At 68.3% G+C, this 18,685-nt stretch carries 16 protein-coding genes and 1 pseudogene; 14 read left to right on the forward strand and 3 right to left on the reverse strand.

Translation table 11 applies throughout. The features are described 5' to 3' along the window. Positions 1-74: 74 nt before the first annotated feature. Together ACMUOY_RS00375 and ACMUOY_RS00380 are read left to right on the forward strand one after the other, a co-directional pair. Positions 75-2,465, forward strand: a complete 2,391-nt coding sequence (locus ACMUOY_RS00375) for an alpha/beta hydrolase fold domain-containing protein (RefSeq protein ID WP_413889922.1) — start codon at positions 75-77, stop codon at positions 2,463-2,465. A gap of 39 nt (positions 2,466-2,504) precedes the next feature. Beyond that, positions 2,505-3,404: a TlpA family protein disulfide reductase gene (locus tag ACMUOY_RS00380; protein ID WP_413889924.1), complete on the forward strand. Its 900-nt coding sequence runs from the start codon at positions 2,505-2,507 to the stop codon at positions 3,402-3,404. Between the two features lie 121 nt (positions 3,405-3,525). Here the strand turns inward: ACMUOY_RS00380 and ACMUOY_RS00385 are convergent, their stop codons facing one another. The 3 genes from ACMUOY_RS00385 to ACMUOY_RS00395 are packed head-to-tail and all read right to left on the reverse strand — an operon-like array spanning position 3,526 to position 6,578. Next, positions 3,526-4,689, reverse strand: coding sequence for an acyl-CoA dehydrogenase family protein (locus tag ACMUOY_RS00385; protein WP_413889926.1), 1,164 nt, complete (start codon positions 4,687-4,689; stop codon positions 3,526-3,528). 39 nt (positions 4,690-4,728) lie between these two features. Next, entirely contained in the window at positions 4,729-5,481 is a 753-nt protein-coding gene (locus tag ACMUOY_RS00390) for a metallophosphoesterase family protein (RefSeq protein ID WP_413889928.1), read from the reverse strand. An 8-nt stretch (positions 5,482-5,489) separates the two neighbouring features. Then, positions 5,490-6,578 carry a dipeptidase gene (locus tag ACMUOY_RS00395; protein WP_413889930.1) on the reverse strand — a complete coding sequence of 363 codons (1,089 nt, stop codon included), beginning with the start codon at positions 6,576-6,578 and terminating at the stop codon, positions 5,490-5,492. A gap of 88 nt (positions 6,579-6,666) precedes the next feature. Here ACMUOY_RS00395 and ACMUOY_RS00400 point away from each other — a divergent pair, with 88 nt between their 5' ends. The 12 genes and pseudogenes from ACMUOY_RS00400 to ACMUOY_RS00455 all read left to right on the forward strand — a co-directional run bounded on the left by ACMUOY_RS00400 (position 6,667) and on the right by ACMUOY_RS00455 (position 18,678). Then, entirely contained in the window at positions 6,667-7,614 is a 948-nt protein-coding gene (locus tag ACMUOY_RS00400) for an acyl-CoA dehydrogenase family protein (RefSeq protein WP_413889932.1), read from the forward strand. A gap of 136 nt (positions 7,615-7,750) precedes the next feature. Continuing rightward, positions 7,751-8,956 carry an acetyl-CoA acetyltransferase gene (locus ACMUOY_RS00405; RefSeq protein WP_413889934.1) on the forward strand — a complete coding sequence of 402 codons (1,206 nt, stop codon included), beginning with the start codon at positions 7,751-7,753 and terminating at the stop codon, positions 8,954-8,956. A gap of 20 nt (positions 8,957-8,976) precedes the next feature. Then, positions 8,977-11,136 carry a 3-hydroxyacyl-CoA dehydrogenase NAD-binding domain-containing protein gene (locus ACMUOY_RS00410; RefSeq protein WP_413889936.1) on the forward strand — a complete coding sequence of 720 codons (2,160 nt, stop codon included), beginning with the start codon at positions 8,977-8,979 and terminating at the stop codon, positions 11,134-11,136. A 200-nt stretch (positions 11,137-11,336) separates the two neighbouring features. Beyond that, complete coding sequence (locus ACMUOY_RS00415) at positions 11,337-11,975, forward strand: TetR/AcrR family transcriptional regulator (protein WP_413889938.1); 639 nt, start codon at positions 11,337-11,339, stop codon at positions 11,973-11,975. Beyond that, positions 11,972-13,162 carry an efflux RND transporter periplasmic adaptor subunit gene (locus ACMUOY_RS00420; protein WP_413889940.1) on the forward strand — a complete coding sequence of 397 codons (1,191 nt, stop codon included), beginning with the start codon at positions 11,972-11,974 and terminating at the stop codon, positions 13,160-13,162. Before ACMUOY_RS00415 ends, ACMUOY_RS00420 begins: the two co-directional genes overlap by 4 nt. After that, the gene (locus ACMUOY_RS00425) at positions 13,159-14,349 is read left to right on the forward strand and encodes an ABC transporter permease (RefSeq protein ID WP_413889942.1); all 1,191 of its coding nucleotides are present in this window, start codon (positions 13,159-13,161) and stop codon (positions 14,347-14,349) included. Before ACMUOY_RS00420 ends, ACMUOY_RS00425 begins: the two co-directional genes overlap by 4 nt. Beyond that, positions 14,346-15,074 (forward strand): ABC transporter ATP-binding protein, encoded by a 729-nt coding sequence (locus tag ACMUOY_RS00430; protein WP_413889944.1) that lies wholly within the window; start codon positions 14,346-14,348, stop codon positions 15,072-15,074. The genes ACMUOY_RS00425 and ACMUOY_RS00430 overlap by 4 nt, the downstream gene beginning before the upstream one ends. Positions 15,075-15,211: 137 nt before the next feature. Continuing rightward, positions 15,212-15,955 (forward strand): 3-oxoacyl-ACP reductase FabG, encoded by a 744-nt coding sequence (gene fabG, locus ACMUOY_RS00435; protein ID WP_413889946.1) that lies wholly within the window; start codon positions 15,212-15,214, stop codon positions 15,953-15,955. A 111-nt stretch (positions 15,956-16,066) separates the two neighbouring features. Beyond that, positions 16,067-16,534 (forward strand): annotated as a pseudogene (locus ACMUOY_RS00440) (GNAT family N-acetyltransferase); the annotation flags it as partial. Continuing rightward, on the forward strand, positions 16,531-17,451 hold the full coding sequence (locus tag ACMUOY_RS00445; protein WP_413889948.1) for a DMT family transporter: 921 nt from the start codon (positions 16,531-16,533) through the stop codon (positions 17,449-17,451). The pseudogene ACMUOY_RS00440 and the gene ACMUOY_RS00445, both read left to right, overlap by 4 nt. A gap of 7 nt (positions 17,452-17,458) precedes the next feature. Then, positions 17,459-18,085, forward strand: coding sequence for a chromate transporter (locus ACMUOY_RS00450; protein WP_413889950.1), 627 nt, complete (start codon positions 17,459-17,461; stop codon positions 18,083-18,085). Next, positions 18,082-18,678, forward strand: coding sequence for a chromate transporter (locus ACMUOY_RS00455; RefSeq protein ID WP_413889952.1), 597 nt, complete (start codon positions 18,082-18,084; stop codon positions 18,676-18,678). The genes ACMUOY_RS00450 and ACMUOY_RS00455 overlap by 4 nt, the downstream gene beginning before the upstream one ends. The last annotated feature ends 7 nt before the right edge of the window (positions 18,679-18,685 follow it).

The following is an 18,685-nucleotide window of genomic DNA, read 5'->3' on the forward strand; positions in this document are numbered from 1 at the left end:
CCCGTGCCGGGTGGGCCGGCGATTCCGCCCGCCCGGCGCCGCTACACTGGCCCGAACCACAGGAGACAGAGGCGATGGTCCATGAATTTCGGCCCAGTGGGTTCGGCGAGGCGGTGCTGGCCTTCGTGCTGCGCGCCACGCTCAAGCTGCTGCTCAAGCCCGTGTTTTCGACGCGCTGCTCGATCGGGTTCCAGCGGCGCTGGCTGGCCGGCCTGTCGAAAATCGCCATCGGGACGCGCGGCGTCGGCGTCACGGCGGGCACGGTGGGTGGTGTCCCGGGTGAATGGTCGCGCCGCTCCGGGGCGCCCGCCCGGCCCGGCAGCATCCTGTACCTGCACGGCGGCGCCTACTGCGTGGGCAGCCCGGCCACGCACCGCGCCCTCACCTCGCGGCTGGCTCGGGTCACCGGGCTGCCGGTGTTCTCCGCCGACTACCGGCTGGCGCCGGAACATCCCTTTCCCGCCGCACTGGACGATGCCGTGGCCGCCTACCGGGCCCTGCGCGCGGACGGCCCGGTCATCCTGATAGGCGATTCCGCTGGGGGCGGTCTGGCGCTGGCCACGGCGCTGGCCCTACGCGACGCGGGCGATCCGGCCCCGGCGGCCCTGGCGCTGTTCTCGCCCTGGGTGGACCTGGCTCAACCCAGCCCGCCACCACCGGCGCCGCCAGGCGAGGCCATGCTGAGTTGGGACTGGACCGGGGCTTGCGCACGCCACTATGTTGGCCCCGATGTGCCCGAGGCGCCCTTCGCCCAGCCGCTGCTCTCGCCCCTGCGTGCCGACCTGCACGGCCTGCCACCCGTGCTGATCCAGGCCGGCACCGACGAGCTGCTGCATCCCCAGGCGCTGGCGCTACACGAGGCGTTGCAGGCCGCCGGCGTCGACGTGCGCTGCGAGATCACGGCGCGGCGCTGGCATGTGTTTCAGCTGCACGCCAACGCCTTGCCCAGCGCCAACGCCGCCATCGACCGCGTGGCCCGGTTCGTCCTTGGGCCGCTGGCCGCCGCCACGCCGCCCAGGGCCTCCGAGCACCAGGTCGTGATCCTGGGCGCGGGCATGTCGGGCCTGTGCATGGCGATCGGGCTACAGCGCGCGGGCATCCACGACTTCGTGATCGTGGAAAAGCAACCCGGCCTGGGCGGCACCTGGTGGGACAACACCTACCCCGGCGCGCATGTGGACGTGCCCTCCCCGGTGTATTCGTTCAGCTTCGCGCCCAACCCCGACTGGTCGCGCCGCTTTGCCTCGGCGCCGGAAATCCAGGTCTACATGCAGCGCCTGGCCGAGAAGCACGGCCTGCTGGCGCACATGCGCCTGGACACGCGGCTCACCGAGGCCACTTTCAATGAGGCCAGTGGCCACTGGACGCTGCGCACCGACCGCGGCGACACGCTGCGCGCGCGCTTCTTCGTCTGCAGCACCGGGCCGCTGAACCAGCCGCGCTGGCCCGACATTCCCGGCCTGGAGACCTTCAAAGGCCCTCGCCTGCACTCCGCACGCTGGGATGCCACCGTGCCGCTAGCCGGGCACCGCGTCGCCGTGATCGGCACCGGCTCCACCGCCTCGCAGCTGATCCCGCCGATCGCCGCGCAGGCGGGGCGGTTGCATGTGTTCCAGCGCACCGCCAACTGGGTGCTGCCACGACTGGACCGCCCTTACAACCGGCTCGACCACCTGCTGGCGCACTTCCCGCCCTACGCCCGCACCGTGCGCTGGTGCTGGACGCAGGTGCTCGAATGGGGCCGGCGCGCCTTTGACGAAGGCACGGTGGCGCGCAAGGGCATGCTCAAGACCGCCGCCGCGCACCGCCACCGCCAGCTGCCCGATCCGGCGCTGCGCGAAAAACTCACCCCACCCTACCCGCTGGGCTGCAAGCGGCTCATCTATTCGAGCGACTTCTACCCTGCGATGAGCCAGCCCAATGTGGAACTGGTCACCGACCCGATCGAGCGCATCACCGAGCGCGGCATCGTGACCGCCGACGGCCAGGAACGCGCCATCGACGTGCTGGTCTGCGCCACCGGCTTCGAGACGGTGCAACTGCTGTCCTCGATCACCGTCACCGGCCTGGGCGGACGCACGCTGCGCGAGACCTGGGCCAACGGCCCCGAGGCCTTCCCCGGCATCAGCGTGGCTGGCTTCCCCAATATGTTCCTGAGCCTGGGGCCCAACACCGCCACCGGGCACACCTCGACCCTGCTCTACATCGAGCCCGAGACACAGCATTCGATCGCCTGCATACAGGCTGTGCTGAAAAGTGGGAAACGCTGGATCGAAGTGCGCCCCGAAGTCATGCGCGCGCATAACGACGCGCTGCAGCGGCGCCTGGCGGGCTCGGTCTGGAGCCTGTGCCGCAGCTGGTACCGCACGCAGGAGGGGCGCATCGTGGCGCTGTTTCCCGGCTTCACCGCCGAATACGTCAAGGCCGTGCGGCATCCGAACCTGAACGACTACCGCATGGGGTGAGAAGCCGGCCTCGCGCATCAACCAACACCCTTCCCCGCCATGCTGTCCCTCTCTCTCGGCCCCTTCGCCCTGCCGGTTGGCCCCGTCCTGTTGCTGGTTGCCAGCGTGCTGGCGTCGCTGGTGGCCGAATGGGTGGCCCGAAACCGTGCGAAGCACGCAGCCGTCGACGGCCCGGACGGGGTTCGCAACGACGCCGAACCCGCGCCGGCCGATGCGCCCGCGCCGCGCCGTGTCGCCGCGGGCGACGCCATCACCGCGTCCGTGTTGCTGGGCCTGCTGGCCGCGCGACTGGGGCACCTGGCCTTGAACTGGCAGGCCTACGCCGACAGCCCATCCTCGGTGATCGACATCCGCGATGGCGGCTGGAACCTGCCGATCGGCGTCGTGGCCGGCCTGGCCTGGTTGCTGCGCCTGGGCTGGCGCATGCCCACCCAGCGGCCGGCGCTGGCCACCGGTGCGGCGGTCGGGCTCGTGATCTGGGGCATGGGCCTGCTGATGCAGCAGCGTGCCGCGCCCGCGGGCTACCCGCAGGTCGCGCTGGTGGCGCTCAAAGACGGGCAGTCCGCCACGCTGGCGCAGGCCGCGCGGGGCCGGCCGGTCGTCGTCAACCTGTGGGCCAGCTGGTGCGGACCCTGCCGCGTGGAGATGCCCGACCTGGCCGACGCACAGCGGCGCCATCCGGACATCGGCTTCCTGTTCGTCAACCAAGGCGAATCCGCCGAAAAGGTGCAGGCGTTCCTGGCGCGTTCCGGCCTGGCACTGGACGAGGTCTGGCTCGATCAGGGCTCCCGCCTCGGGCAGGCGATTCGCTCACCCGGCCTGCCGACGAGCGTGTTTCTCGATGCCCAGGGCCGCCAGGTGGACGCGCATTTCGGCGTGCTCAGCGCGGCCAGCCTGCAGGCCCGCGTGGAGGCCTTGCGGCGGGTGTCAAAGCGCTGAGAAGCGGAAATTTCAGGCTTTTTCAGGCACATCCCAGCGTGGAATGGTCATGGTTTGCTATTGAATTTGGAGTTTCCACGCGGCCGGAACGCTGTGCCCTTTCGCCGCCGTGCATCCGGACTCACCGTCCGCCCAGCCCCATCCCCCTTGAAATTACCTCTTTCATGATCTCGTTCGTGCCGCCGTAGATGCGTTGCACGCGCGCATCGGCATAGGCGCGGGTGATGGGGTATTCCCACATGTAGCCGTAGCCGCCGAAGAGTTGCACGCACTCGTCCATGACCTTGCACTGGAGGTCGCTGCACCAGTACTTGGCCATGCTGGCCGTCTCGGTGTCGAGTTTGTCCTGGCAGACCAGTTCGCAGCACTTGTCCACGAACACGCGCGCCACCTGCACCTCGGTCTGCAGCTCGGCCAAGGTGTAGCGGGTGTTCTGGAACGCGCCGACGGCCTGGCCGAAGACCTTGCGTTCCTTCACATAGGCCACGGTCTGGTCGATGGCCGACTGTGCCGCGGCCACGGCCGTGATGGCGATCTGCAGCCGCTCCCAGGGCAGCTGCTCCATCAGGCAGATGAAGCCGCGGTTCTCCATGGCCGCGCCACCGAGGAGGTTCTCCGCCGGCACGCGCACGTTGTCGAAGAACAGCTCGGAGGTGTCCTGCGCCCGCAGGCCCAGCTTCTTCAGCCGCTTGCCGACCGAGAAGCCCGGCATGCCGCGCTCCACCAGCAGCAGACTGGTGCCCTTGCCGCCGGCGGCCGGATTGGTCTTGGCCACCACGATGACCAGATCGGCGTGCCAGCCGTTGGTGATGAAGGTCTTGCTGCCATTGAGCAGGTAGCTGCCGTCTGCCTGTTGGAGGGCTGTTGACTTGATGCCCTGAAGGTCCGAGCCCGCGGCCGGCTCGCTCATGGCGATGGCGCCGATCATCTCGCCGGTGGCCAGTTTGGGCAGGTACTTCTGCTTCTGCTCCTCGGTGCCGTAGTGCAGGATGTAGGGCGCGACGATCTCGCTGTGCAGGCTGTAGCCGATGCCGGTGACGCCGGCGCGCGACAGCTCCTCGAACTGCACCACCGAATACAGCTTGTCGGCGTCGGCGCCGCCGTAGGCCTCGGGCATGGTGGCGCAGAGAAAGCCGTTCTCGCCGGCCTTGTTCCAGACCGCGCGGTCCACGTAGCCCTGCTCCTCCCAGGCCTCGTGGAAGGGGGCGATTTCCTTGTCGATGAAGCGGCGGAAGCTGTCGCGGAAGGCTTCGTGGTCGGGGCTGAACAGGGTGCGTTCGATCATGGGTTTCCTCGATGGGTTGGCTGTTGATTTGAAAAATGTTCAGGCGCGCCCGGTCGCCAGCCAGCGCGCCCAGTCATGCGCGCCGTTGCGCGCGGCCTGGGCGCTGGCGGCGTGCCAGTCGTAGGCCACGGCAATCTGCGCCACGGTCCAGCCAGCGCCCGCGCCGGTGTCCACGCGTTCGCACAGCGCGTAGCGCGCGTGCGGGCTGCCGGTCTGGTGCACGTGAAAGGCGATGTGGTCGTCGTCGTAGGCCGGCAGGCCCACGCTGCCAGGGTTGATGCAGAGCGTGCCGCCCACCTGCGCCACGCGCGGCAGATGGCTGTGGCCGCACAGCAGCAGGCTGGCATCCGTCCCCGGCGTGCCGTCCAGACGCTGCAGCACTTCCACACCGGTGGCGGGGCGCGAGCCGGCGGGGTCGACGGTTTCCAGCAGGTATTCCCGGTCGTCGCCCGGCAGCCCGTGGCACACGAACACGCCAGGCGTCGGCTCCAGGGTGGCGGGCAAGGCGGCCAGCCAGTCGCGCTGTGCGAGCGTGGTGTGGCCGAACGCGTACTGGTCCGACGGGCCGCCGGGGCGGCGCGCGCAGGCCAGCAACTGGCGCTCATGGTTGCCGGCAATCGTCGGCCAGGCCAGCGCCATCAGTTCGTCGCCGGTCTCCCGCGGCCACAGTGGTCCCGACAGAATGTCGCCGCAGTTGATGACATGGTCCACGCCGCGGCGCGCCATGTCGGCCATCACCGCCTGCAGCGCCGGCAGGTTGCCATGGATGTCGGACAGCACGGCGATGCGCATCGGTGGCCTCAGGTTGTGGTGGCGCCGTTCATGGCGGCCTTGACGATACGCGCGTAGTTGCCGATGAAGACGTTGTGCAGCATGGCCTCACTCAATCCGCGCTGCGCCAGCTTGTTGGCCACCTCGCGCAAATCCACATAGTTCGAAAGGATGGCGCCCGGGCCCGCCCCTTCCATGTCGGTGCCGAAGGCCACATGGTCCGGGCCGATCAGCTCGCACATGCGCACGATCTCGTCGGCGTAAGTCGTGGCGTTATGCACCGGGTAGGCCGGGTCGCGATTCACACGAACGGTCCACAGGCCCACGGCGCCGCCGCGCGACGCGATCTTTCGCGCGGTGGCGGGCGATAGCGAGCGCGCGATATAGCTGGGGTCGGTCCAGCCGCCACCCTGCGCCGAGATCCAGGAATGTGACCACACGGGTATCGCATCCGACGCTTCCAGCACACCGTCCACCAGGGCACTGGTACCGTGCGCCATGTCCACCACGATGCCCAGGCGGCGGCATTCGGCCACCACCTTGGCACCCAGTGGCGTCAGCCCGCCATGAACGGGCTCCGCGGTCTGGCGGTCGCCCAGCGGACTCTGGATGAAATGAATCAGCTGCAGGTGGCGCACGCCCCAGGCATGGGCCTGTGCGACGCGTTCGGGCCGGCCTTCAAGGAAATTGGCGCCCTCGGTCGCCAGCAGCACGCGCGGCGACCCGGCCAACGCGGCGTCCACGTCGGCGGCCGTCAGCGCCTTGACCAGGTTCCAGCCTTTGAGCTTGTCTTCGTAGCCCGCCAGGCGCTGCTGGAACGCGGCCCACAGTTCGCCCGGCGCAGGCTGGCGCGACTGCTGCCACCCGGTGGGCGTCATGGCGATCCAGCGGTGGTCGTCGGTCGCCGACCAGGCCAGCAGCATGGTTCCGGTGTCCGCCATGTGGCGCGCCAGATCGAGACCGAACAGGCGCGGCAGGAACATGCCGTAGTGCGAGTGCATGTCGGCCAGATAGGGCTTTGCCACCGGCTGTGCCCAGACCGACGGCGCCTGCAGACCCGCCACGGCAGCGGCCGCTCCGAGGGCAAAGCGACGGCGAGTGATGTCAAACGGATTCAAGAGCGGTCTTCCGGGTTGTCGCCATTTTTACAGAGCAATTGCTTTGTGAAATTAATATACCCGACTTCCTTCACCCGATCGACCTGCCATGCACCCACACGACCCGATCGCCGCGGCACTGGACCATTGCCTGAGCGCCCCCACCACCGTCCCTCCGCTGGACAGCGTGGACCAATGGTGGCCGGGCTGGGCGGCCCTGGCCGCGCAGCCATCGTCGCCGATGGCGCTGGCCCTGCTCGGCGGCTTTGCGGCCGATCGCGTGGGCTGGGCGTTTGCCGCCGGCTACCAGAGCGCGCTGCGTACCCTGGTGCCGTCGCTGCCCGTGCAGGCCCTGGCGGCATTCTGTGTCACCGAGGAAGGCGGCAACCGCCCGCGTGACATCCGCACGCTGATCACCCCGGGCGCCGGGGGCGGGTTCACGGTGAGCGGGGCCAAACGGTGGACGACCCTCGGGCCCCAGGGCACCCTGCTGCTGGTCACCGGCCGGCTCGCGGGCGCGGCCACGGACGAGCGGCCGGCCCTCAAGGTGGCTCTGGTGCGGGCCGATCAGCCGGGCGTCACGGTCGTGCCGATGCCCGAGACCGCGTTCGTGCCCGAGGTGCCCCATGCGCGCATCCAGTTGCAGGACGTGGCGATCGAGCCCTCCAGCCTGCTGCCAGGCGACGGCTACGACACCTATGTCAAGCCGTTCCGGACCCTGGAAGACATCCATGTCACGGCTGCCGTGCTGGCCTACCTGCTGCGCGAGGCGCGGGCGCGCGGCTGGTCGGCCGACCTGCGCGAGCGCCTGGCGGCGACCGTGGCCACGCTGGCGAGCGTCGCTTCGTCCGACCACAGCGATCCGGCGACGCACGTCGTCCTGGCCGGTGCGCTGCATTGGGCGGCGGCGCTGTACCGCGAGGCCGGTGCGCTCTGGGCCACAACGCCCGAGGACCCGGCATCCCGCCGCTGGCTCAGAGACGCCCCCCTGTTCGCCGTGGCCGCCGGCGCTCGCCAGCAGCGCGCGGCGCGCGCCTGGGAGCGGCTTCAGGCCTGATCTGTTATTTTTACAAAGCGCACGCTTGGTAAAAACATATACTACCGGCTGAAATTTCCGGCGATGCGTGTCCCGCAACCCCTCTCGGTCCGCCAGACCCCTGCACCGTCACCCTCATTCCCACTGGAGATGCACCATGAGTGAAGCCTATGTTTTTGATGCCATCCGCACCCCGCGCGGCAAGGGCAAGAAGGACGGCAGCCTGTACGAGGTCAAGCCGATCAACCTGCTGGCCGGTCTGCTGACCGAGCTGCAGCGCCGCAACGACTTCGACACCGCGAAAGTGGACGATATCGTCATGGGCATCGTCGCGCCCGTGGGCGAGCAGGGCTCGGTGCTGCCCAAGGTGGCGGCGCTGAAGGCCGGCTGGGACTTTCAGTGCGCCGGCGTGCAGCTGAACCGTTTCTGCGCCTCGGGTCTGGAGGCCGTGAACATGGCGGCGCAGAAGGTGCGCTCGGGCTGGGAAGACCTGGTCGTGGCCGGCGGCGTGGAGAGCATGAGCCGCGTGCCGATCGGCTCCGACGGCGGCGCCTGGGCGATGGACCCCGAGACCAACAGCAAGACCCTGTTCGTGCCGCAGGGGATCGGTGCCGACCTGATCGCGACGATGGAAGGGTTCAGCCGCGATGACGTCGATGCCTACGCGCTGGAGTCGCAAAAGCGCGCCACCGCCGCACGCGCCGAGGGCCGCTTCGCCGGCTCGGTGGTGCCGGTGAAGGACTGGCTGGGCCAGACGATTCTGGACGAGGACGAGTTCATCAAGCCGCGCACGACGATGGAGGGCCTGGCCTCGCTCAAGCCGGCGTTCGACCAGATGGGCGCCATGGGCTTCGACGCCGTGGCGCTGCAGCGTTACCCGCAGGTGGAGCGCATCCAGCACGTGCACCACGCCGGCAACTCGTCGGGCATCGTCGACGGCGCCGCCGCGATCCTGATCGGCAACGAGGCGGCCGCCAAGGCCCACAACCTGAAGCCGCGGGCCCGCATCGTCGCCGTGGCACTGTCGGGAGCCGACCCCACCATCATGCTGACCGGCCCCATGCCCGCCGCACGCAAGGCCCTGGCCAAGGCCGGCCTGACGATCGACCAGATCGACCTGTTCGAGGTCAACGAGGCCTTCGCCGCCGTGCCCATGAAGTTCATGAAGGAGATGGGCGTGCCGCACGAGAAGGTCAACGTCAATGGCGGCGCCCTCGCCATGGGCCACCCGCTGGGCGCCACAGGCGCCATGATCCTGAACACCCTCATCGACGAACTGCACCGCCGCAACCTGCGCTACGGCCTGGCCACGCTGTGCGTGGGCGGCGGCATGGGCATCGCCACCATCGTCGAGCGCATCTGAATTTCCGGGAATCCATTGCAATGAAACTCAAGACCATCCAGTACGGCATCGAAGACGGCATCGCCGTCATCACCTTCGACGAGGAAAACTCCCCCGTCAACACCATGTGCCTGCAATGGCAGGACGACCTGGACGCCGTGGCGGCCCAGGTGGCGAAGGACAAGGATGCCATCCGCGGCATCATCCTGGCCTCTGCCAAGAGCACCTTTTTCGCGGGCGCCGACCTCAAGGGCGTGATGCGCATGAAGCCCGAGGACGCCACGCGCGTCTACGTCGAAATCGAGCGCATCAAGAAGAACTTCCGCATCATCGAGACCCTCGGCAAGCCGGTGGTGAGCTGCCTGAACGGCACGGCGCTGGGTGGTGGCTGGGAGGTGGCGCTGGTGGGCCATCACCGCATCGCGGTGAACAACCCCAAGACGCAGTTCGGCCTGCCCGAGGTCACGCTGGGCCTGATCCCGGGCGGCGGCGGCATCACCAAGATGACGCGCCAGCTCGGCCTGATGGCCGCGCAGCCCTACCTGCTGGAAAGCAAGCTCTTCGGCCCGGCCGAGGCGCAGAAGCTGGGCTTCGTACATGCGCTGGTCGACAGCGACGCCGAGCTGATGCCCTCCGCACGCGCCTGGATCGAGTCGGTGCAGGGCAATGCCGAGGCCTGCCAGCATCTCTGGGACCGGAAAGGCTACAAGATGCCCGGCGGCACGCCCAGCAGCCCGGCCATCGCGCAAGGCCTGGTGGTGGCGCCCGCCATGCTGAAAAAAACCACCCGCGGCCTGTACCCGGCCCCGGAAGCCGCGCTGTGCGCGATGGTCGAAGGCGCGCAGGTGGACTTCGACACCGCGATGCGCATCGAAAGCCGTTACCTGGCCGGCCTGATGGTCAACCCGGTGGCGAAGAACATGATCAACACGTTCTTCTTCAACCTGAACGCGATCAAGTCCGGCCAGAGCCGCCCCAAGGACGTGCCGCGCTACAAGCCGAAGAAGGTCGGCATCCTGGGCGCCGGCATGATGGGTGCGGGCATCGCCTACTCGCAGGCCAGCCGGGGCATCGCCTCGGTGCTGAAGGACGTGAGCCTGGAAAAGGCCGAGCACGGCAAGGCCTACAGCGCCAAACTCACCCAGGCGCGCGTGGACAAGGGCCGCATGGGCCCGCACGACCAGGCCGAGCTGCTGGGCCGCATCACCCCCACCGCCAGCGCCGCCGATCTGCAGGGCAGCGACCTGATCATCGAGGCCGTGTTCGAAAACCGCGAGCTCAAGGCCAAGGTCACGCAGGAGGCCGAGCCGATGCTGGCGCCGGGCGGCTTTTTTGCCAGCAACACCTCCACCCTGCCGATCAGCGGCCTGGCCACCGCCAGCGCCAACCCGGCCAAGTTCATCGGCATCCACTTCTTCAGCCCGGTCGACAAGATGAAGCTGGTGGAGATCATCCGCGGCAAGCAGACCGACGACGAGACCGTGGCGCGCGCCTTCGACTACGTGCAGTCGCTGGGCAAGATCCCGATCGTGGTCAATGACTCGCGCGGCTTCTACACCAGCCGCACCTTTGGCACCTTCGTGATGGAAGGCGCGGCCATGCTGGACGAAGGCATCCCCGCCCCGGTGATCGAAAACGCCGCGATGCAGGTCGGCATGCCGGTGGGCCCGCTGGCGGTGATCGACGAGACCTCGCTCTCCTTGAGCGTGCACGTGATGGAGCAGACCCGCGCCGACTTCGCCGCCGAGGGCCGGGCCTACACCGCCACCGCGGGTGAACTGCTGGTGGAGCGCATGGTGAAGGAATTCAAGCGCGCCGGCCGCGCCGCCGGCGGCGGCTTCTACGACTACCCCGAAGGCCAGAAAAAGCGCCTGTGGCCCGAGCTCAAAACCCGCTTCGAGAAGCCCGGCGTCGCCTGGAACCTGCAGGACGTGAAAGACCGCATCCTTTACCGCCAGGCGGTGGAAACCGCCCGCTGCCTGAGCGAAGGCGTGCTGACCACGGTGCACGACGGCAACATCGGCTCCATCTTCGGCATCGGCTTCCCGGCCTGGACCGGCGGTGCGCTGCAGTTCATCTACAGCCAGGGCGTGGACGCCTTTGCCCAACGCGCCGCCGAGCTGACGGCGAAATACGGCCCCGGCTTTGCCCTGACGCCCGAGGTGATCGACGCGCTGAAGAAGCACCAGCCGGTGTACTGAGCCTGCCGCTTCCCCGGTGAAAGCCCGCAAGGCGACTTGCGGGCTTTTTTTCGTTCAAAAGTGCCCTATCCCGGCGTGGAATGGTCATAGTTTGCTATGCCTTGATGAGTCGGCGCAGCGCACCGACGGAGCCAGCATCAGCCATTTCACCCGTTCAAGCTTGTAAGTGCTACATTATTTGGTAATCAATGAATTACCAAATGCCTGTAAAGCCCCCACCAGCCTCCGCGCGGCTACCGACCGAAGAACGTCAGGCCCTGATCGTGGCAGCGGCCATCACGCTGGCGGGCCGCCACAGCCCGGCGGCCATCACCACCGGCGACATCGCCCGGGAAGTCGGGGTGACACAGGGTGCGCTGTTCAAGCATTTCCCCAGCCGCGAGGCGATCTGGCTGGCGGTCATGGAATGGGTGACGCAGCACCTGCTGGCGCGACTTGAAAATGCGGCGAAGACGCCGACCGGCCAGGCCGCTGCCAACCCGGCACTCGACGCCCTCGCCCGGGTCTTCGCCGCCCATATCGAGTTCGTGCGCGAATGCCCGGGCGTGCCGCGCCTGATCTTCCACGACCTGCAGCAACCCGCCGATTCGCCGCTGAAGCGCCAGCTCGGCCTGCTGCTGCAGCGCTACCGCCAGCTGCTGACGCAGCTGCTGCAAGACGCCGTGAAGCACGGCGAAGTGCCGGCGAATCTGGACATCGCCGCCTCCACCACGATGTTCATCGGCATCGTCCAGGGCCTGGCCATGCAATCCATCCTGAACGGCCCGCGGGCCGACCTCTCCGCAGAAGCTGCCCGGGTCTTCCCCCTTTACCTGCGAAGCATCCGCAAGACACCATGACCCTCAAACGCCCCTCCTCGCGCCAGCTTTCCATGGCCCTGGCCGCGCTGGCCCTTCTGGCGGCCATCGTCTTCATCGCGGTGCGCTCCGGACCGCTGGCGGCTACCCGCATTACGGTCGTCAAGGTCGCGGAGGGCTCGTTGTCGCCAGCCCTGTTCGGCACCGGCACGGTCGAGGCCCGCCGCGCCTGGCTGATCGGCCCGACCGCCGCCGGGCGCGTGCTGCGCGTGCTGGTGGACGTGGGCGACCCCGTCAAGGCCGGCCAGCTGCTGGCCGAGATGGACCCGGTGGACCTGCAGGAGCGACTGGCCGCCCTCAGCGCCACCCAGGCGCGCGCCACCAGTGCGATCACCGCCGCCGAAGCGCAGGTCAAGGACGCCTCGGCCCGGCGCGAACTGGCCGTGATCAACGAGCGCCGCTACCAGGACTTGCGCCAGAAGGATTTCATCAGCCCCAGCGCGGCGGAGGCCAAGGTTCAGGAACTGACCTCGGCCGACGCCGCCCTGAGTGCCGCGCAGGCCAGCTTGGCCGGCGCTCGGCAGGACCTGACACGCACCCGGGCCGACAGTGCCGCGCTGGCCCAGCAACGGCAAAACGTGCGCCTGCTGGCGCCAGCCGATGGCATCGTGACCTCGCGCGATGCCGAAGCGGGCTCCACCGTGGTCGCCGGCCAGGCCGTGCTGAAACTCGCCGACCCGGCCAGCCTGTGGGTCAAGCTGCGGCTGGACCAGGGGCGCTCCGGTGGCCTGGCGCCCGGCTTGCCCGCCAGCATCGCGCTGCGCTCGCGCCCCACCCAGCCGCTGGCCGGCAAGGTGGCGCGCATCGAATTGCAAAGCGACAGCGTGACCGAGGAGCGCCTGGTGCAGATCAGCTTCGACGCGCTGCCTTTGGGCCTGTCGCTGGGCGAACTCGCCGAAGTCACCGTCATGCTGCCTGCGACGGCGCGCGCGCCGGTGCTGCCCAATGCCGCGATCCGGCGTGTGGGTGACAAGGCTGGCGTCTGGCGCCTGGACGGCGGCAAGCTGCATTTCGTCCCAGTGCGCCTGGGCGCCAGCAGCCTGGACGGCCAGGTGCAAGTGCTCGAAGGCCTGAAAGCCGGCGAGGAGGTGGTGGTCTACAGTGAAAAAGAGCTGAGCGCCGGCACGCGCATCAAGGTGGTCGAGTCGCTGGCGGGGCGCCAGCCATGATCAGTCTGGCCGGCCGCGACATCCTGCACTCGTGGTCGAAGTTCGTGCTCACGGGCTTCGGCCTGGGCCTGCTGATCGGCGTGACGCTGTCGATGGCGGGCATCTATCGGGGCATGGTCGATGACGCGCACGTGCTGCTCAACAACAGCGGCGCCGACCTGTGGGTGGTTCAGAAAGACACGCAAGGCCCCTACGCCGAGTCGTCGAGCCTGCGCGACGACACCTACCGCACCGTGCGCGGCATGGAGGGCGTGGCGCGCGCCGCCAACGTCACCTACTTCACGATGCAGGTGCGCCAGGGCGACACCGATGTGCGCGCCATGGTGGTGGGCTTTGAGCCCGGCCAGCCCGGTGAGCCGGGTTTCTTGGTCGCGGGCCGCCACATCACGCGCAACCACTACGAGGCGGTGGCCGACGTGAAGACCGGCTTCCAGATCGGCGACACGCTGCGCATCCGCCGCCACGACTACACCGTGGTCGGCCTGACGCGGCGCATGGTGTCCTCGGGCGGCGACCCGATGGTGTTCATCCCGCTGAAGGACGCGCAGGAGGCGCAGTTTTTGAAGGACAACGACGCCATCGTCAACGACCGCGCCCGCACCGCGGCCAACCCGGCGCTGAACCGCCCGGGCGTTCCGGGGCTGCTGGAGGCCGTGCAGGCGTCCCAGGCAAGCAACCACAACGTCAATGCCGTGCTCGTGCAATTGCGCGAAGGCGCCGACCCCGAGGCGGTGGCCGAACCCATCCGCCGCTGGAAGCATCTGCAGGTGTTCACCCGCGCGCAGATGGAAGACATCCTGGTCGCCAAGCTGATCGCCACCTCGGCGAAGCAGATCGGCATGTTCCTGGTGATCCTGTCCATCGTCAGCGCCGCCATCGTGGCCTTCATCATCTACACCATGACGCTGGGCAAGTTGCGCGAGATCGCGGTGCTCAAGCTCATCGGCACCCGCAACCGCACCATCGCCGGGATGATCCTGCAGCAGGCGCTGGGCCTGGGGGCGATCGGCTTCATCGTCGGCAAGACCGCCGCCACGCTGTGGGCGCCGGTGTTCCCGAAGTACGTGCTGCTCCAGACGCAGGACGCCGTGACCGGTTTCATCATCGTGATGGTGATCTGCGCGCTGGCCAGCACGCTGGCCATCCGCGTGGCGCTGAAGGTGGACCCGGCGGAGGCGATCGGATGAAGACCGCTAACCTGTCCGTGAACCGCAACGGCATCCGCATCGAAGGCCTGCGCAAGCGTTACGGCGCGGGCGACACCGCCGTCGATGCGCTCAAGAACGTCAACATGACCGTGGCGCCCGGCGAGGTGGTCGGGCTGATCGGCCCCTCGGGCTCGGGCAAGAGCACGCTGCTCAAATGCCTGGGCGCCATCATCGAGCCCAGCGCCGGCCGCATGACGCTGGGGCAGGACGTGATCTACGACGAGGGCTGGAAGACGACCGACCTTCGCGCCTTGCGGCGTGACCGCATCGGCTTCGTGTTCCAGGCGCCCTACCTCATCCCGTTTCTGGACGTGACCGACAACGTCGCCCTGCTGCCCATGCTGGCGGGTGTCCCGAACGCCGAGTCGCGCCAGCGCGCCCGCGACCTGTTGGCCGCGCTGGACGTGGGCCACCGCGCCAAGGCAGAGCCCTCGCAGCTCTCGGGGGGTGAGCAGCAGCGCGTGGCGATTGCGCGTGCGCTGGTCAACCATCCGCCGGTGATCCTGGCCGACGAGCCCACTGCGCCGCTGGACAGCGAACGCGCCCTGGCCGTGATCCGCATCCTGAACCAGATGGCGCAGCAGTACCAGACCGCCATCATCGTGGTGACGCACGATGAAAAGATCATTCCGACCTTCAAGCGGATCTATCACATCCGTGACGGCCAGACTTTCGAGGAAGCTGGCGAGGGCCGCGAACTGTAGGCGTGAGGCGATTCGGGTGCTGGCAAGTTCCCCGCTCTTGATCCTCGTCATGCTGCAGTGCACCATACTTTGCTAGACTGCCTTCAGCCGTTGGGCCCAGCCCCAGTCGGCTCTTTGCACACACCTCAAAGCCCACCATGAAAAGACTTGAAAACAAGGTTTCCATCATCACCGGCGCCGCCCAGGGCATCGGTCTGGCCACCGCGCTGAAATTCGCCCAGGAAGGCGCCATCGTCATCGTCTGCGACATCAAGCAGGCGGCGGTGGACGAGGTCGTCACGCAGTGCCAGGCGCTCGGCGCGACCGCCGCCGGCTTTGAGATGGACGTGACGAAGCGCGAAACGGTCGATGCCGTGGTCGCCAGCGTCAAGGAAAAGTTCGGCCGCATCGACGTGCTGGTCAACAACGCCGGCATCACCCAGGACGCGCGGCTTCAGAAAATGACGCTGGAGCAGTTCGACCGCGTGATCGACGTCAACCTGCGCGGCGTGTTCCATTGCTCGCAGGCGGTGGCCGACACCATGGTGGCGCAGGGCTCGGGTGTGATCCTGAATGCCTCGTCGGTCGTGGGCCTGTACGGCAACTTCGGCCAGACCAACTACGCGGCCACCAAGTTCGGCGTGATCGGCTTCACCAAGACCTGGAGCCGCGAGCTGGGCCCCAAGGGCATCCGCGTGAATGCCGTTGCGCCGGGCTTCATCGCCACGCCGATGGTTGCAGCCATGCCCGAGAAGGTGCTGAAGGCGCTGGAAGCCAAGGTGCCGCTGAACCGCCTGGGCAAGCCCGAGGAAATCGCCAGCATTTATGCCTTCCTGGCCAGCGACGAGGCCGGCTACATCAACGGCACGGTGATCGAAGCCTCCGGCGGCATGTCGCTATAGGCCGGCAAACCTCATGCCGGTCGCTTGGCGCCAAGGCTGGCGGGCTTCCAGCGCTGGTCCGCGTGTATGCTTGCGCGGGATATGACGACCCGTTTACCCGCTCAAGTCACCCTGCGCGGCCTGGTGCCGGGCGACATGGGCTGGGTGGTGCAGCAGCATGGCGAAATCTATGCGCGGGAATACGGCTGGAACAGCGAGTTCGAAGCGCTGGTTGCCGACATTTCAGCCAAGGTCCTGCGCCGCTTCGACCCCGCATGGGACAAGGCCTGGATCGCCGAATTGAACGGTGAGCGAGTCGGCTCGGTGTTCGTGGTGCGCAAGTCGAAGACCGTGGCCCAGTTGCGCATGTTGATCCTCACCCCCCCAGCGCGCGGCCTGGGCCTGGGCGCGCGGCTGACGGACGAATGCCTGGCCTTTGCGCGGGGCAAGGGCTACCGCAAGATGGTGCTCTGGACCAACGCCAACCTCAGCGCCGCGCGTGACATCTACGCCCGCCGCGGCTTCCGTCTGGTGACCAGCGAACCCTATCGCGGCTACGGACACGACCTGGTCAGCGAGACCTGGGAACTGCGACTGTGAACCGGGCCCTGCTGGCGGCCGCGGCCACCGGCGTGCAGGTGGGCGCGGCCATCGTGGCCTCGCGCTTCGTCGTGGGCGAGGTACCGCCGCTCACGCTGGCGCTGATGCGCTACGCCGTCGGTTTTTTGTGCCTGGCGCCCTTCGCCTGGCCTGTTTTCATGCTTTTTCGGGCCTCCCCCAGCGTCGGTCGGTCATTGTCCGCTAGCGTTTCAGGAGTGAAAGACCTTGCCGTCATGGCTGCCCTGGGCATCGGGCAGTTCGCGGTGCTGATCGCGCTGCTGAACTTCGGCCTGCAGCACGTCGGCGCCGGGCGCGCGGCGCTGATCTTCAGCCTGTTTCCGCTGCTCACGCTCCTGCTGTCGGCGGCGCTCGGCCACGAACGCATCACGCCGGCACTGGCCACGGGCGTGCTGTTGTCGATCGCCGGCGTGGCCCTGTCGCTGGCGCCCAAGCTCGGCGCGCCGCACCCCGGCCACTGGTGGGGTGAAGGGGCCGTGCTGGCCAGCGCGGGCGTGGGCGCGCTGTGCAGCGTGCTGTACCGGCCTTACCTGCAGCGCTACCCGACGCTGCCGGTTTCGGCCCTGGCAATGGGCGCATCCGTGCTGTTTCTGGCGCCGATGGCGCTGGTCGAAGGCTGGCCGGCGCGAGTGGCCGGGCTCAGTGCGCAGGCCTGGGCCGTGGTCGCCTTCATCGGCGTCTCCAGCGGCGCGGGCTACTTTGCGTGGCTGTATGCGCTCAAGCACGAGTCACCGACCCGCGTGACGGTATTCCTGGCGCTCAATCCGGTGACGGCGGCGGTGCTGGGCGCGCTGCTGCTGTCCGAGCCCATCGATGGCTGGATGTTCGCCGCGATCGCCTGTATCGGCGCCGGATTGTGGCTGGCGACGCGCGGCGTGCCGGTGCCACGACGCCGATAATTCTCTGATGCCCACCGAGACCTCCACAGCCCCGCAAGCTTCCCGACCCTCACTGAACCAGCCGAGGTCGCGCACCGACCTGTTTGTCTCGTTCACCTTGCTGGCCCTGCAGGGTTTTGGCGGCGTCGTGGCCGTGGTGCAGCGTGAACTGGTGGAGCGCAAGCGCTGGATGACGCGTGAGCAGTTCGTCGAAGACTGGGCGGTGGCGCACGTCATGCCGGGCCCCAGCGTGGTGAACCTGTCGATGATGATCGGCGGGCGCTACTTTGGCCTGGGCGGTGCGCTGGCGGCGATGGCGGGCATGCTGGCCATTCCGCTGGTCATTGTGCTGCTGCTGGCCGCGCTCTACAGCGGCGTGGCCGACACGGCCGTGGCCCAGGGTGCGCTGCGGGGCATGGGGGCAGTGGCGGCCGGGCTCGTTGCCGCGACCGGCCTGAAGCTGACGGGAGCGCTGGCAAAGAACGCCATGGGGCTGGGTATCTGCATCGCGTTGGCTGTGCTGACTTTCGTCGCGATTGCGGTGCTGCGCTGGCCGCTGGCCTGGGTGCTGCCCGGCATCGGCGTGCCGGCCTGCCTGTGGGCATGGACTCGGCTTGCAGCGACCGATGGCAACCACGCGGAAAAGCAGACATGAGCACCAGCCTGACCCCGGCCGACTGGATCGGCCTGTTCACCCACTTCACCGCCCTGTCGTTGCTGGCGGTGGGGGGCGTGATCACCACCGTGCCCGACATGCAGCGTTACCTTGTGGCCGATCAGCACTGGCTGACCGATTCGCAGTTCACCTCCAGCGTGGCGCTGGCGCAGGCGGCGCCGGGGCCGAACGTGCTGTTCGTCGCCCTGATGGGTTGGAACGTGGGCCTGAACGCCGGCGGCGGCCTCGGCGGCGGGCCCACGGCGTGGGCACTGGCGCTGCTTGGGGTGGCGGCCACCATGACTGGCATCCTGTTGCCCTCCTCGATCCTGACCTACAGCGCCACCCAGTGGGCGCATCGAAACCGCGAGCTGCGCGCAGTGCGCGCTTTCAAGGTGGGCATGGCGCCGATGGTGATCGCCCTGATGTTGGCCACCGGCTGGCTGCTGATCGCCAACCACGACCAGCCACAACGGGACTGGCCCTTGTGGCTTCTGGCCACCGTCGCGACGCTGCTGGTCTGGCGCACGAAGATCCACCTGCTGTGGATGATTGGTGCGGGCGCTCTGCTGGGTGCAATCGGCTGGGTCTGACTGCGCG

It is taken from the genome of Candidatus Skiveiella danica (genome assembly GCF_022705245.1).
GTDB classification, from domain to species: Bacteria; Pseudomonadota; Gammaproteobacteria; order Burkholderiales; family Burkholderiaceae_C; genus Skiveiella; species Skiveiella danica.

Excerpts from the sequence above, each read along its gene's own strand:
- ACMUOY_RS00375 (WP_413889922.1), top strand. The coding sequence starts at position 75 with ATGGTCCATGAATTTCGGCCCAGTGGGTTCGGCGAGGCGGTGCTGGCC.
- ACMUOY_RS00380 (WP_413889924.1), top strand. The coding sequence starts at position 2,505 with ATGCTGTCCCTCTCTCTCGGCCCCTTCGCCCTGCCGGTTGGCCCCGTC.
- ACMUOY_RS00385 (WP_413889926.1), bottom strand. The coding sequence starts at position 4,689 with ATGATCGAACGCACCCTGTTCAGCCCCGACCACGAAGCCTTCCGCGAC.
- ACMUOY_RS00390 (WP_413889928.1), bottom strand. The coding sequence starts at position 5,481 with ATGCGCATCGCCGTGCTGTCCGACATCCATGGCAACCTGCCGGCGCTG.
- ACMUOY_RS00400 (WP_413889932.1), top strand. The coding sequence starts at position 6,667 with ATGCACCCACACGACCCGATCGCCGCGGCACTGGACCATTGCCTGAGC.
- ACMUOY_RS00405 (WP_413889934.1), top strand. The coding sequence starts at position 7,751 with ATGAGTGAAGCCTATGTTTTTGATGCCATCCGCACCCCGCGCGGCAAG.
- ACMUOY_RS00410 (WP_413889936.1), top strand. The coding sequence starts at position 8,977 with ATGAAACTCAAGACCATCCAGTACGGCATCGAAGACGGCATCGCCGTC.
- ACMUOY_RS00415 (WP_413889938.1), top strand. The coding sequence starts at position 11,337 with ATGCCTGTAAAGCCCCCACCAGCCTCCGCGCGGCTACCGACCGAAGAA.
- ACMUOY_RS00420 (WP_413889940.1), top strand. The coding sequence starts at position 11,972 with ATGACCCTCAAACGCCCCTCCTCGCGCCAGCTTTCCATGGCCCTGGCC.
- ACMUOY_RS00425 (WP_413889942.1), top strand. The coding sequence starts at position 13,159 with ATGATCAGTCTGGCCGGCCGCGACATCCTGCACTCGTGGTCGAAGTTC.
- ACMUOY_RS00430 (WP_413889944.1), top strand. The coding sequence starts at position 14,346 with ATGAAGACCGCTAACCTGTCCGTGAACCGCAACGGCATCCGCATCGAA.
- fabG (WP_413889946.1), top strand. The coding sequence starts at position 15,212 with ATGAAAAGACTTGAAAACAAGGTTTCCATCATCACCGGCGCCGCCCAG.
- ACMUOY_RS00450 (WP_413889950.1), top strand. The coding sequence starts at position 17,459 with ATGCCCACCGAGACCTCCACAGCCCCGCAAGCTTCCCGACCCTCACTG.
- ACMUOY_RS00455 (WP_413889952.1), top strand. The coding sequence starts at position 18,082 with ATGAGCACCAGCCTGACCCCGGCCGACTGGATCGGCCTGTTCACCCAC.